This window comes from Mycobacterium shunyiense, from assembly GCF_058270075.1.
In genome coordinates this window covers 67,002-80,478 of the sequence record NZ_JBZDPU010000018.1, presented here as the reverse complement: position 1 = coordinate 80,478, position 13,477 = coordinate 67,002, and the positions used below count along the sequence as shown (strand labels likewise).

The 13,477-nt window shown below is 68.1% G+C and carries 15 protein-coding genes; 3 read left to right on the top strand and 12 right to left on the bottom strand.

All coding sequences use genetic code 11. The features are described from left to right. The first annotated feature begins 47 nt into the window (after positions 1 to 47). Entirely contained in the window at positions 48 to 542 is a 495-nt protein-coding gene (locus tag AC4ELH_RS23365) for a MarR family winged helix-turn-helix transcriptional regulator (RefSeq protein WP_498886966.1), read from the top strand. On the opposite strand, the gene AC4ELH_RS23360 is transcribed toward AC4ELH_RS23365, so the two are convergent. The 3 genes from AC4ELH_RS23360 to AC4ELH_RS23350 are packed head-to-tail and all read right to left on the bottom strand — an operon-like array spanning position 526 to position 4,018. Then, positions 526 to 1,365 (bottom strand): transglutaminase family protein, encoded by an 840-nt coding sequence (locus tag AC4ELH_RS23360; RefSeq protein ID WP_498886964.1) that lies wholly within the window; start codon positions 1,363 to 1,365, stop codon positions 526 to 528. The genes AC4ELH_RS23365 and AC4ELH_RS23360 overlap by 17 nt on opposite strands. After that, positions 1,366 to 2,340, bottom strand: coding sequence for an alpha-E domain-containing protein (locus AC4ELH_RS23355; RefSeq protein WP_055115532.1), 975 nt, complete (start codon positions 2,338 to 2,340; stop codon positions 1,366 to 1,368). It abuts the gene before it with no gap. Between the two features lie 16 nt (positions 2,341 to 2,356). Beyond that, on the bottom strand, positions 2,357 to 4,018 hold the full coding sequence (locus AC4ELH_RS23350) for a circularly permuted type 2 ATP-grasp protein (protein ID WP_448448870.1): 1,662 nt from the start codon (positions 4,016 to 4,018) through the stop codon (positions 2,357 to 2,359). A gap of 237 nt (positions 4,019 to 4,255) precedes the next feature. Between AC4ELH_RS23350 and rpsT the strand changes: the two genes are divergently transcribed. Next, complete coding sequence (gene rpsT / locus AC4ELH_RS23345; RefSeq protein ID WP_055115535.1) at positions 4,256 to 4,516, top strand: 30S ribosomal protein S20; 261 nt, start codon at positions 4,256 to 4,258, stop codon at positions 4,514 to 4,516. Positions 4,517 to 4,549: 33 nt separating this feature from the next. Here the strand turns inward: rpsT and holA are convergent, their stop codons facing one another. From holA to AC4ELH_RS23325, 4 genes are all read right to left on the bottom strand, one after another. Further along, positions 4,550 to 5,500: a DNA polymerase III subunit delta gene (gene holA / locus AC4ELH_RS23340; RefSeq protein WP_498887062.1), complete on the bottom strand. Its 951-nt coding sequence runs from the start codon at positions 5,498 to 5,500 to the stop codon at positions 4,550 to 4,552. Between the two features lie 25 nt (positions 5,501 to 5,525). Next, on the bottom strand, positions 5,526 to 7,025 hold the full coding sequence (locus tag AC4ELH_RS23335; RefSeq protein WP_498887060.1) for a ComEC/Rec2 family competence protein: 1,500 nt from the start codon (positions 7,023 to 7,025) through the stop codon (positions 5,526 to 5,528). 49 nt (positions 7,026 to 7,074) lie between these two features. Continuing rightward, on the bottom strand, positions 7,075 to 7,923 hold the full coding sequence (locus tag AC4ELH_RS23330; protein ID WP_498886961.1) for a helix-hairpin-helix domain-containing protein: 849 nt from the start codon (positions 7,921 to 7,923) through the stop codon (positions 7,075 to 7,077). A gap of 98 nt (positions 7,924 to 8,021) precedes the next feature. Further along, positions 8,022 to 8,813, bottom strand: coding sequence for an SPFH domain-containing protein (locus tag AC4ELH_RS23325; protein WP_064960374.1), 792 nt, complete (start codon positions 8,811 to 8,813; stop codon positions 8,022 to 8,024). Between the two features lie 132 nt (positions 8,814 to 8,945). Here AC4ELH_RS23325 and AC4ELH_RS23320 point away from each other — a divergent pair, with 132 nt between their 5' ends. Then, the gene (locus AC4ELH_RS23320) at positions 8,946 to 9,998 is read left to right on the top strand and encodes an NAD(P)H-dependent amine dehydrogenase family protein (protein ID WP_055115541.1); all 1,053 of its coding nucleotides are present in this window, start codon (positions 8,946 to 8,948) and stop codon (positions 9,996 to 9,998) included. 162 nt (positions 9,999 to 10,160) lie between these two features. Here the strand turns inward: AC4ELH_RS23320 and AC4ELH_RS23315 are convergent, their stop codons facing one another. The 5 genes from AC4ELH_RS23315 to nadD are packed head-to-tail and all read right to left on the bottom strand — an operon-like array spanning position 10,161 to position 13,460. Continuing rightward, a complete protein-coding gene (locus tag AC4ELH_RS23315; RefSeq protein ID WP_064882479.1) occupies positions 10,161 to 11,000 on the bottom strand; it encodes a DegV family protein in 840 nt (279 codons plus the stop codon). A 2-nt stretch (positions 11,001 to 11,002) separates the two neighbouring features. Continuing rightward, entirely contained in the window at positions 11,003 to 11,752 is a 750-nt protein-coding gene (gene octT / locus AC4ELH_RS23310; RefSeq protein ID WP_064882480.1) for a diglucosylglycerate octanoyltransferase, read from the bottom strand. Then, on the bottom strand, positions 11,742 to 12,422 hold the full coding sequence (gene gpgP / locus AC4ELH_RS23305; protein ID WP_064882482.1) for a glucosyl-3-phosphoglycerate phosphatase: 681 nt from the start codon (positions 12,420 to 12,422) through the stop codon (positions 11,742 to 11,744). Before gpgP ends, octT begins: the two co-directional genes overlap by 11 nt. A 7-nt stretch (positions 12,423 to 12,429) precedes the next feature. Further along, entirely contained in the window at positions 12,430 to 12,816 is a 387-nt protein-coding gene (gene rsfS / locus AC4ELH_RS23300; protein ID WP_064882484.1) for a ribosome silencing factor, read from the bottom strand. Beyond that, positions 12,813 to 13,460, bottom strand: coding sequence for a nicotinate-nucleotide adenylyltransferase (gene nadD, locus AC4ELH_RS23295; protein WP_448448860.1), 648 nt, complete (start codon positions 13,458 to 13,460; stop codon positions 12,813 to 12,815). The genes rsfS and nadD overlap by 4 nt, the downstream gene beginning before the upstream one ends. Positions 13,461 to 13,477 lie beyond the last annotated feature (17 nt).

Here is a 13,477-nt window from a genome sequence, read left to right as displayed (position 1 = left end):
CCGAATGTTTTCAGTTGTGAACCATTTGGCGGTGATACGGTTTCGATGTGGAGACTGGGCCGGACACCGTCGCATTCCTGCTGGCACAACTCGGCCACCGTGCGGCGGCACTGTTCGCCGAGCAGATGGAGACCCTCGAGCTCACCCCTCCGCACGCCGGCATCCTGCGCGCCATCGGCGGGCAACCCGGCCTCAGTCAGCAGGCCCTGAGCACCCAACTGAGTCTGTTGCCCAGCCGGGTGGTGAGCTACGTCGACGACCTCGAGGACCGCGGCTACGTCGAACGACGCCGCAATCCCGACGACCGCCGACTACATGCGCTGTACCTCAGCACCGCGGGAAAGAAGACACTGCGCCGCATCGGCGAGCTGGCGCGCCGGCACGATGAGCGCATGACCGCAGGCCTCGACGCCGCCCAACGGGACAACCTCCACGTACTGTTGCAGACCCTCGCCGTACACCACGAGCTGGCACCGCACGTACACCCCGGCTTTCGCAACCTGGGCCGCACGGGTGCGGGCCGGCTCAAGCCAGCCGAGTGACCTCCACGACCACATCGAGATCCGTCGAACCCTCACCCGAATAGATTCCCTTAAGCGGGGCCACATCCGAATAGTCCCGGCCCACACCGATACTGACGTACTGCTCATTGATCTTGGAGTCGTTCGTCGGGTCGTAGTGCCACCAGCCGCCGGTCCAGGCCTGGATCCAGGCGTGACTCTGACCGTCGATGGTGTCCCCCACCACCGCCTCCCGCGACGGATGCAGGTAACCGGACACATACCGCGCCGGAATTCCCATGGACCGCAACATGATCAACGACAGATGGGCGAAATCCTGACACACGCCCTTGCCCTCGCGCAGGGCATCCAGACCCGAGGAGTGCACCCCGGTGGTACCCGACACATAGTCGAGTTCGCTGCGCACCCACTGCGCCACCGCCACGACCGCCTCGAACGGGTCGTGCTCCTTGGCGATCCGCTGTCCCACGCGCGCGATCCGCTTGCTGTGCGGTGTGTAGTGAGTCGGACTGAGCACCTCGTCGAACCGGTCGATCACGGCCTCGGTGTTCAAGTCATCCCAGCCGGCCAACTCCTCGGGTTTCTCCGCGACGTCGGTCTCGACCACCGAGGACCCCGACACCTCCAACTCGGTGTGCGGAGCGTGCAGGTCGAAGGCCGTCACCGCGGTACCCCAATAGTCGACGTACCGGTAGGACCTGGTCGCCGGAATGGTCTCGACGCGGTTGAGGATGACGTTCTGACGCGAATCCGACCGCGGGGTCAATCTGGCCTCGTTGAAGGACGCCGTCACCGCCGACTTGTAGGCATATCCGGTCGAGTGCACCACCCGTAGCCGCCACATCTAAACCTCGCCTTCCTCGATCACAACCACATCCCCGTGACCGGCGTCGGTCCAAGCCACCCAGGGTGCGGAGTGGAAGTACTGCAATGCCAACGCTTCTCCGACATCGCGGCAAGTCTTCTGCAACCCGGCCAGCCGGGCATCCAACGATTCCAGCAGCGCCCCCGGCTGCAGGAACTCGAGCTCACTGCGCGCCCGGCCCAACAGCCGCTGCGCCTCGGCGGTGGCCCCCAGCCGGCTGTGCGGCCGGTTGAGCAACTCGTCGAGACTGTGCTCGGCCAACCGCAGCGAATAGAAGATCGACCGGGGGAACAGTCGATCCAGGAGCATGAACTCGACCACCCGACCGGCGTCGAGCACGCCGCGGTAGGTACGTAGGTAGGTGTCATGGGCCCCGGCCGAGCGCAGCAACGTGACCCAGGCAGGCGACGAGCCGCTGTCCCCGACCCGCGACAGCAGCAACCGGACGGTCATGTCGACCCGCTCGATCGCGCGGCCCAGCAGCATGAACCGGTACCCGTCGTCGCGGCTCAACGTCGAATCGGCCAGGCCTGCGAACATCGCCGCACGCCCCTCGACATAGGACAGGAACTCGTGGGGGCCCAGGCGTTTGGCCGCGCGTTCCCGCTCGGCGAGCGCGTTGTAGGTGGTGTTGAGACACTCCCAGATCTCGGTCGAGGTGACTTCGCGGGCCCCGCGGGCATTCTCGCGGGCAGCCGAAATTGAGTCGACGATCGAGTTTCCCCCACTGTCGCGGCTGAACGCCACGATGTCGGTCAACGACCACACGTCCAGGCGCCGGGTCGGTGGCTCGATCCCGAGCACCCGCAGCAGCGTGCGTGAGGCCACGTCGGGGTCGACGCTGGAGTCCTCCAATAGCTGGTGCACCGTGACATCGAGGATGCGTGCGGTGTCGTCGGCCCGCTCCACATAGCGCCCGATCCAGTACAACGACTCGGCATTGCGCGCCAGCATCTACCACCACCCCCTGTTACTGCTGTTGTTGAGACGACGAACCATCAGCTGCGCCATCACTTTTGGGCCCCTTGGCGGATTCCGGCAGGGACCGCACCACCTCGGCCGCGGCGAGCTCGCGATCCGCCGCCGATGCCCGCGACGCCAGCACCCAGGTGTCCTTCGACCCACCGCCCTGGCTGGAATTGACCACCAGAGACCCTTCCGGCAGCGCCACCCGGGTCAGCCCGCCGGGCAGGACCCAGACGTCGTTGCCGTCGTTGACCGCGAACGGGCGCAGATCCACGTGCCGGGGTGCCAGCTTGTCGCCGATCTGGGTGGGCACGGTGGACAGCTGCATCACCGGCTGGGCGATCCAGCCGCGCGGGTCGTTGCGGATCTTCCTGGCGGTCGCCGTCAGTTCCTTGGCCGAGGCGTCCGGACCGAACACGATCCCGTACCCACCCGAACCTTCCACCGGCTTGATGACGAGTTCGTCGATCCGGTCGAGCACCTCTTCCCGTTCGGCGTCCACCCAGCAGCGGTAGGTGTCGACATTGGCCAGCACCGGCTTCTCGCCCAGGTAGTACTCGATGATCGTCGGGACGTAGGTGTAGACGAGCTTGTCGTCGCCGACCCCGTTGCCCACCGCGCTGGAGATCACGACGTTGCCGGCCCGGGCCGCGTTGAGCAGACCCGCCACCCCCAGCACCGAGTCGGGCCGGAACTGCATCGGGTCGAGGAACGCGTCGTCGATGCGTCGGTAGATGACATCGACCTGACGCTCGCCCTCCGTGGTGCGCATGTAGACGGCGTTGTCACGGCAGAACAGGTCGCGACCCTCGACCAACTCGACCCCCATCTGCCGGGCCAGCAGCGAATGCTCGAAGTAGGCCGAGTTGTAGACGCCGGGGGTGAGCACCACGACAGTCGGGTCCGCGACGTTGGTGGGTGCGGCGTTGAGCAGCGCCCGCAGCAGGTGCGACGAGTAGTCGCCGACCGCGCGCACCCGGTGGGTGGCGAACAGGTTCGGGAAGACGCGCGCCATCGTGCGCCGGTTCTCCATCACATAGGACACCCCGGACGGCGACCGCAGGTTGTCCTCGAGCACCCGGAAGTCACCCTTGTCGTCACGGATCAGGTCGATGCCCGCGACGTGGATGCGCACCCCGTTGGGCGGGACGATGCCCGCGGCTTCCCGGTGGAAGTGCTCACACGACGTGACCAGCCGACGCGGGATCACGCCGTCGCGCAGGATCTCCTGCTCGCCGTAGATGTCGTCGAGATACATCTCCAGCGCCTTGACCCGCTGGGTGATGCCCCGTTCCAGTCGGGACCATTCAGCCGCCGAGATGACCCGTGGCACCAGGTCGAGCGGGAACGGCCGCTCCTGCCCCGACAACGAGAATGTGATGCCCTGATCGATGAACGCCCGCCCAAGCGCGTCCGACCGCGACCGCAGCTCCGAGGCGTCCGACGGAGCAAGCTCGGCGAAGATCCCCTTGTACGGTCCGCGCACGTTGCCAGAGCCGTCGAACATCTCGTCGAAGGCCTCCGAGTAGCGGCCAAGTTGGTTGTAGCCGTCGAAGACGCCCTGATGTCTGACGCGGCGCGCCGAAGCGGCACGTCGTCCGGCCGGGCCGGACCCGTTCGATCCTGGCCCTTCGGTACGGACTGTTCTCAGGCTCACCCTTGCCATGCTGCCGCACCTGACGCCGTTTCGCCGGGTCAACGGCGCAGCCCGTTTCGGCAGGCCAAAGGCCGATTGACGTGGTACAAGTGTTCGGAACCGGGGCGCGGGCAGCCCATGTTCGGCCGGCGCCGCTTTGGGAGTTCGGATGCCTCGCTGGTACCCTGAACAGTCGCTGCCCGCAGTGCGGGTGTGCGCACCCAGACTTCGGTAACCCCAGCTAGAGAATTACGAAGGAATTTTTACGTGGCCAACATCAAGTCGCAGGAAAAGCGCATCCTCACCAACGAGCGTCGTCGGCTGCGTAACCAGTCGGTGAAGTCGTCGCTGCGTACCGCCGTGCGCGGCTTCCGCGAGGCCATCGACGCGGGCGAGAAGGACAAGGCCGCCGAGTTGCTGGTGTCGACCAGCCGCAAGCTCGACAAGGCCGCCAGCAAGGGCGTCATCCATGCCAACCAGGCTGCCAACAAGAAGTCGGCCCTGGCCCTGGCGCTGAACAAGCTCTGATCCTTCGGTTCAACCCGAAATAGTTTTCCCGGTTCACCGGGTGGCGAGTTCCGCCACCCGGCGTACCGCTGTTTCAAGGGCGTAGTCGGCATCTGCCGCTGCGCCCTTTACGTCTGCGTTGAGCGCGGCGACCACCCGCATGGCCTCGGCCACCGAGTCCCGCGACCATCGGCGCGCCTGCTTCTGGGCCTTCTGCACCCGCCAGGGCGGCATCCCCAGTTCACCGGCCAGCCGGTACGGATCTCCCGAGAGCGGACCCACCCGCGCGATCGTGTGCACCGCCTCGGCCAGCGCATCGGCCAGGACCACCTGTGGCTCGCCGGCCAGCATCGCCCACCGCAACGCCTCAGCGGCCCCCGCGACATCTCCGGTCACCGCCTTGTCGGCGATGTCGAAGCCCTTCACCTCCGCTTTGCCGCTGTGATAGCGGCGCACCGCGACCGCGTCGACCTGCCCTGCGGTGTCGGCCACGAGCTGTGAGCACACCGCGGCGAGCTCACGGATGTTCGAGCCGACCGCGTCAAGTACCGCGGTGACCGTGTCGTCGGACACCTTGACCCGCAGTGTGCGGAACTCGCCCCGCACAAAATCTGCACGCTCGGCCGGCTTGCTGATCTTCGCGCACGGATGCACCTGTGCGCCAAGCTTTTTCAATTGATCGGCCAGCGCCTTGGCCCGCCCTCCACCGGAGTGGATGACACACAGCACCGTACCGGGCGGCAGATCGGCTGCGGCCGAGGCGATCAGGGCCACGGCATCCTTGCCTGCCTCGGCGGCCGCCTCGAGCACCACCAGGCGTTCCTCGGCGAACAGCGATGGGCTCAGCAACTCGGCGAGCTCGCTGGTGCTGACCTCACCGGCCCGCATCCGGTCCACCGGAACGTCATCGGACCCGGCCTGCCGGCGCAGCGCCCGCAGCACCGACCCCACCGCACGCTCGACCAGCAGTTCCTCATCGCCCAGAACCAGGTGCAGACCGTCGATCTGTACGCTCACACCGATGATCGTGTCACGCCGACCCGACAGCCCCGACCACCTGGCCCGCCAGCGCCCAGGCCAGCAACCCGAACACCAACGCGGCCAACCCGCGATGCATCCAGCGCAGCCGCCACAACACCGTCAACGCCACCCCGCCCAGTGCCACCGACACCACGCCGGCCAACCCCGAGGGCGACGGCACGGCGGCTGCCGGCAGTGCCGAAGCCCAGCGGGCCACCGACAGCAGCCACCACAGCTCCGGTCCGGTGAACCGGATCAACAGTTGGGCTGCACCCGGCCAGACCGTCGAGCACACCGCCGCCGCGGTGCCGAGGATGGTGATCGGCGGAATCACCCACGCCACTGCGAGATTGGCGGCGACCGCCACCAGGCTGACCGTCCCTGAGATCCCGGCCACCAGCGGCGCGGTCACCAGTTGGGCCACGACCGCGACGCTGACCGCCGCCGCCACCGGGCGCGGCCAGCCGCGGGCCTGCAGCCGGCCCGACCATACCGGCGCCAGCACGACGATGCCCGCCGTCGCACACACCGACAACGCGAACCCGACGTCGACCGCGAGTTCGGGGGTGGCGATCATCAGCGCGATCACGCTGGCGGCCAATGCGGGTACCGCCCGCCGACGCCGGTGGGTCAACACCGCGAGCAGGGTCACCGCCCCCATCACCGCGGCCCGCAACACGCTGGCCGAGGGCTGCACGACGATGACGAACCCGACCAGCCCGGCGCCCGCGAGCAGCACGGCCGCTCGTGGCCCGATCAGTGCCGCGCTGAGCAGCAGCGCACCGCACACGATGGTCACGTTGGCGCCCGACACCGCCGTCAGATGGGTCAGACCCGCGGTGCGGAACTGTGCGGTCGTCGCGCCGGTGACCGTCGAGGTGTCCCCCAGCACCAACGCGGGAAGCATGGCCGCCTGATCGGCGGGCAGCACCGCACGGGCCGCCTCGGCGAAGCCGGCACGGATCCGTTGGGCGGCGCGCTGCACAGCCGATGCCTCGCCCAGCGACGGCTGACCCGACGCCGACAGCACGGCCACGCTCAGATCCCTCCGGCCCGGACGCCCCACGGCCGCCCGGAACGTCGCCGGACGCCCCGGATCGACCGCCCCGAAGCCCGGTGGTGCGAACACCAGGACGCGCCCCGCCATCGGGGCCTGGTCGACCCGATGCAGCCCGGCCCGGAACATCACCCGGCCGCCGCTGATCGTCCGCGGGGTCTCGGCGGGCACGACCTCGACCGTCCCGGTCGCGCCGTAGAGGCGACCGATCGGGTGGTGTTCGACCTGATGCACGCGCAGTCCGACTGCGACGCCGAATCCGCCCGCGACGGCCGCCACCGCCAGAATCGCAGCGGCGACACCCGCGCCCTCATCGTCTCCACACCGGGCGGCCAGCCAGGTCAACCCCACTGCGCCGAGGCCCACCACCACCGCGACACCCACGCCCCAGACGATGGTCGCCGCCGACACCGACCACGCGGTCAGAGCGACCGGGACGAGGCGCAGATCCAGTGGCTGCCCCGCGACCCACCCGTCGGCGGGCCCGTCCCTGTCGGAAGCGTCACGCCCGGACCAGCTCACGCAGTTTCTCCAGCCGCGCCGGACCGATCCCGTCCACGTCGCCGAGTTGATCGACACTGTCGAACCGACCATGCGCAGACCGCCAGGCCACGATCGCCTCGGCGGTCACCGGACCGACACCGGGCAGCGTGTCGAGGTCCTCGACCGTCGCCGTGTTGAGGTCCACCGGCCCCGCAGGCGCGCCGGGCGTGGCTTTCGAAGCCCCTTTCTGCGGCACACCGGGTTGCCTGGAAGGCGACGCGTCGGCGGCGACCGAACTGCCCATGGTCGCCGGTTGTCCCGGCGGCGGGTCGATGCCGACCACGATCTGCTCGCCGTCGCCGACCCGGCGGGCCATGTTCAGCCCGATCAGGTCGGCACCGTCGAGTGGGCCACCGGCGGCCTCCAGCGCATCGGCGATCCTCGCCCCGGATTGCAGGGTCACCAGACCGGGCTTGTGCACCAACCCGACCACGCTGACCACCACCGGTCCTGGCGGGGCGTTCGCATCCGGCGTCGGTACCGCCGACGAAACCATTTGCACCGGTGGCAGATTGGCCGAGGCGACCGGCGGTGCCTGCTGACGGATCAAGGTGAAAACGGTGACCAGGATCGCGAGGACCCCGACGCCGGCCAGCACCACGGCGCCGGCACGTCCGGGGTCCGCCCGGACCCTCGTCAACCAGCCCGGGCCGTCCCCCGGCGTCGTATCGGGCAGCCATCTCGACAGCGCGCTCTCGGACGCGGCGCCTTGTTCGCCACGGTCGCTCTGGGCGTCGGCGTCATCTCCGCCGCCCCGACCATCACCGCCGAGACGACGGAGCCGCTCCACCGACAATTCGGTTCCCATGCCCGCGACGGTAAGTGCGGGCCACGACGATCCGAGGCGCCCGGGGCGCCGGCGCACAACTCCTGTGGATGAATCGCACGCTGGGGATTACCGGGTGGTCACCCCGCCACTCTGGTGGAAGGCTGCTGGGGCGTCGCCCGCTCCAGGTACCGCAGCAGTTCCACCGGGAACGGCAGAACCACGGTGGAGTTCTTCTCCGCAGCCACTTCGACGACGGTCTCCAACAGCCGCAGCTGCAGGGCCGCCGGGTCGGCCGCCATCACATCGGCGGCGGCAGCGAGTTTCTCCGACGCCTGCAGTTCGCCGTCGGCGGTGATGACGCGGGCCCGTCGTTCCCGTTCCGCCTCGGCTTGACGCGCGATGGACCGCTTCATCGAATCCGGCAGCACGACGTCTTTGATCTCGACCCGGTCGATGTGGATCCCCCAGCCCACCGCCGGGTTGTCGATCAGCAGTTCCAGGCCTTGGTTGAGCCGCTCCCGGTTGGACAGCAGGTCGTCCAGGTTGCTCTTGCCGATGATCGACCGCAGTGAGGTCTGCGCCACCTGGCCGATCGCCGACATGTAGTCCTGGACATCGACCACCGCGCGAACCGGGTCGATCACGTTGAAGTAGATGACCGCATCGACCCGCACGGTGACGTTGTCGCGGGTGATGCCGTCCTGCGCGGGAACCGGCATCGTGATGATCTGCATGTTGACCTTCTGCAGCCGGTCGGCGACCGGAACGAGCATCGTCAACCCTGGTTGCCGGACGTTGTCCTGCACTCGACCGAACCGGAAGACCACGCCGCGCTCGTACTGTCTGACCACACGGATATTGTTCGCGCCGAGCCAGAGCAGGGCGATCGCGCCGGCCCCGGCCGCGGAGAGGGCATAGAGGATGTCCATGATCTGACCTCGATTCATGGCGTCGTGGGACGAGCCCGCCCCACAGTTCGATTGTGCGTCGGTGGTGTGCCTACCGCGAGTGAACAAGTCACCGATAGTGTCTAGAGTCCAGCGCTCAGCGAGGAGGCGATCATGACCGCAGCGGGTAAGCCGATCCGAGTCATCCAATGGACCACCGGCAATATCGGACGACGCTCGCTACACGCGATCATCGGCCGCGACGACATGGAACTGGTCGGTGTGTACGCGTACGGCGCCGACAAGGTGGGTGTGGATGCCGCCGAGCTGGCCGGTTGGCCCGAGCCCACCGGCATCAAGGCCACCAATTCCATCGACGAGCTGATCGCCCTGAAGCCCGACGCCTGCTGCTACAACCCGATCTGGCCCAGCGTCGACGAACTGGTCCGCCTGTTGGAGGCCGGCGTCAATGTCTGTTCCAGCGCCGCCTGGATCACCGGCGGCAAGCAGACCCCCGAAGACCGGGAGCGCATCGAGAAGGCTTGCCAGACAGGAAATTCCACGATCTTCGGCAGCGGGGCGCATCCAGGCCTGACCAACATGATGGGCATGGTGCTGTCCAGCGCGTGCGAGAGCGTCGACGAGATCCGGATCACCGAGTCCGTCGACTGTGGGGTCTACGAATCGGCCGGAACCATGGCCGCGATGGGCTTCGGCAAGGACCCGGAGACGCCCGGGCTGGCCGAGAGTGTCCGGCTCGAGAGTGAAGTGTTCGCCGAGTCGGCGGCGATGATGGCCGACGCGATCGGCGCCAAGCTCGACCGGATCACCTTCGATGTCACGTTCACCCCGGCCACCGAGGACTCCGACCTGGGGTTCATGCAGATCCCCAAGGGCACCGTGGCCAGTGTCTACGGGTATCACCGCGGCTGGGTCGGCGACAAGAACGTCGTCAGCGTCGGATTCAACTGGATCATGGGCGAGCACGTCACCCCGCCGAAGCCGGTGGCGCACGGTCACGTGATCCAGGTGTTCGGGGTGCCCAACATGCGCACGGTGGTGTACTGCCTGCCGTCGAAGGACTGGAGCGAGGTCAGCCTCAACGGGCTCGGCATGATCTACACCGCGCTGCCGGTCACCAATGCGGTGCCCGCCGTGGTGGCCGCCAAGCCCGGCATCCTCACGCTCAAGGATCTGCCGCCGGTCACCGGGCGGTTCGCCGGCTAGCTCCGGCTCAATTACGCGCTGATACAGCGCCGTTTGCGCCATTCCGCTGCGCCGATTTCTACCTGACGGTTGTGCGCGCCGTCGATCCACAGCCCTGGAGTAGAAAAACGGCGCGGGCAAGCGCCGGACGGCAGACAAACCCAAGCGCGGGCAGGCGCCGGACTACGCGTCGGCCACCGTGATGCAGGCGCCCACCGCGCCACCACCGACATGCACGGCCAGCACTGCGCCCATGTCCGTCACCGCCAGCGACTGCAGGTTCGGCAACCGGTCGGTGAGTGCCGCCGCGATCTCCTCGGCGCCGTCCGGGTTGTCGACGTGGTGCACGACCACGCGCACGGCCCGGTCCCCCGCGGCTTCGGCGATCTGATCCACAAGTGCCGCATGCGCTTTCGATATCGTCCGGATGCGCTGGGAGAGCACCAGCCGGCCGTCCACGTCGAGGTGCAGCAGCGGCTTGAGTGACAGTGCGGTGCCCAACCACGATGCCGCCGCACCGATCCGGCCACTGCGCCGCAGATTGTCGAGCCGGTGCACCACGATGAACGCCTGACCGCGCGGGATCGCGGCACGCGCTGCCGCCTCCACCGTGTCGAGTGAGCCACCGGCCCGGGCCGATTCGGCGGCCGCCAGGGCGACGAACCCCACCCCCATGGCGGCAGCCCGGGAGTTCACCACCCGTACAGCCTGTCCGATCTCGCGGGCCACGGCCGCCGCGGTGCTGTAAGTGCCCGACAGCGCCGCCGAAATATGCACTGCGACAACACCGTCACCGTCGCTGTCGGCCAGCGCCTGCCGATAGGTCTCGGCCAGATCGGCAGGCGACGCCCCGGACGTGGTGACGCGCGGCCGGTCATGGATGTCGGTCGGCATCGGGTCGATACCGTCGCGCAGGTCGTTGCCGTCGTCGAGGATGTGCAACGGCACCTGCCGGATACCCCATTGTTCGCACAACTCGGGCCGCAACCGCGCCGTCGAGTCGGTCACCACCATGACCGCCATCGTCAGTCGGTGGAATCCATTTGTGGCACACCGGCATCGGCAAGACCCTTGAGCATCAGCTCGGCCACCGCCCGGTGCGCTTCGAAATTCCAGTGGATGCCGTCGGGATTGCCGCGCCCGCCCAGCACCTCGTCGGCCACCGCGGCCTTGAGATCCACCAACGGCACGTCATGCTCGGCGGCCCAGTCCGTGATCGCCCTGACCGTGGGCTCACGTCCGTGATGGGCCTTGCCGTACGTATCGGCGATGTGCACCGACGGCAGCGAGGCCACCACCGGAATGCCCGGTCGGTTGAAATCGATGGCGTTGCGCGTCATCTCCAGATACTCCACCGTCACATGCGGTGGCAGTGCCGCCCGGGCGATCGGCGACAACCGCGGCTGAATCCAGCCGTAGCCGTCCCGCGCCCAGCGCCGCAACCAGGCCGGACGCACGTACCGGATCAGCTCGCGCAGCGCCGTCGGCAGCGGCGAGGGCAGCGAATCCATGCCGCTGGTGGCAAAGACCACGGCACCGGCGCGCGGTAACGCCGCCCACGCCCGCGGGTCCTGGGTGGAGGCCCACCAGACGTCGCGGGTGGTCCAGCCGATCCGGCCGATGAGTTCTACGTCCCAGCCCAGCTGCTCGGCCACGATGTTGGGCCAGATCCGTGGATCATCGGACGGCAGACCACCGGTGGGACCGAAATAGGACAGGGAGTCGGCGAAGACCAGCAGCACCGGCCTGCGGTCGGACGAGCGATCAGAGGACATCGTTGGCCACCTGTGCCGAGGCGTTCCACACATCCAGCCGCCATTTGATGTCGTCGAAGTCTCCGTCGTCTTCGGAGTGCCCCGACAACTGAACCCAGCTGGCGTTACCCATACCGCCCAGCACCGGCCAGTTGTCCACCGGCAGGCCGAGCAGGCCGGCGGTCAGCGCCGCGATGAGCCCGCCGTGGGCGACGAGCACGACCGGACGGTCTGCTCCTCCCCCGGCCTGATCCAGACCCCAATCGGGTTGCCCGGCAACAAGTTCAGCAACAACCGGAACACTGCGGCCGGCCACGTCGACGCGGCTCTCGCCACCGTGCGGTGCCCACCGTGCGTCCTCACGCCACGCCACGCGGGCGCCCGGGGCCGCGGTGTCCACCTCCTGGTGCGTCAGCCCCTGCCAGTCCCCGAGATGCGTCTCCCGCAACCGCTTGTCCACGGCCACCGCAATCCCGGCGCGATCGCCGAGGGTCATCGCGGTATCCAGGGCACGCTTGAGATCCGAGGACACGATCAACAGCGGTTGGCGCTTGGCCAGCACCTCGGCCGCCGCAGCGGCCTGGTCGCGGCCCAGATCGGACAACTCGGTGTCGAGCTGCCCCTGCATCCGGCTGCCCGCGTTGTACTCGGTCTGGCCGTGGCGCAACAGCACCAGCCGACGGACCCTCATCGCGCCCTCATTCCGTGATTTCCGGGTCCGCCGGACCACCAAGCTCGACCGGAACGGTCGGGCAGTCCCGCCACAGCCGTTCCAGGGCATAGAACTCCCGCTCGTCCTGGTGCTGGATGTGCACGACGATGTCCACGTAGTCGAGCAGCGTCCAGCGCCCCTCGCGGGTGCCCTCGCGGCGGGCGGGCTTGTAGCCGGCCAGCCGCATCTTTTCCTCGACCTCGTCGACGATCGCATTGACCTGACGCTCGTTGGAGGCCGACGCGATCACGAAGCAGTCGGTGATCACCAACTGCCCCGACACGTCGATGACGACCACATCGTCGGCCAGCTTGGCCGAGGCAGCCTGAGCGGCCACCGTCGCCATCGCCACGGCCTCAGCGGTGGCGCTCATCGAACCGGCTCCATGATGTGTTCACCCTTTCCGTCTGCGGAGTACAACCCGCGTTTGGCCACGTACTGCACCACGCCGTCGGGCACCAGGTACCAGATCGGCCGGTCTTCTTCGGCCCGCTTGCGACAGTCGCTGGACGAGATGGCCAGCGCAGGCACCTCGACCAGTGTCAATGCGTCCGGCGGCAGCTCACGCAGCGCCGCCTCGATGTGTTCACCGTCCAACTCGTAGCCCGGCCGGCTGACGCCGACGAACCTCGCCATGGAGAACATGTCCTCCCAGTTCTGCCAGGACAGGATGGAGGCCAGGGCGTCGGCTCCGGTGATGAAATACAGGTCGGCGTCGGCGTTGAGGTCACGCAGATCACGCAGGGTGTCCTTGGTGTAGGTCGCCCCGCCCCGGTCGATGTCGACGCGGCTGACCGAGAACCTCGGGTTGGACGCGGTGGCGATCACCGTCATCAGATACCGGTCCTCCGGCGCGCTGACCCGCCGGTCGTGTTTCTGCCAGGGCTGACCCGTCGGGACGAATACCACCTCGTCGAGATCGAACAGGTCGGCCACCTCACTGGCGGCGACCAGGTGCCCGTTGTGGATGGGATCGAACGTCCCACCCATCACACCCATCCTGCGCCGTCTAGCCACGAACAGGCAGCTTACGG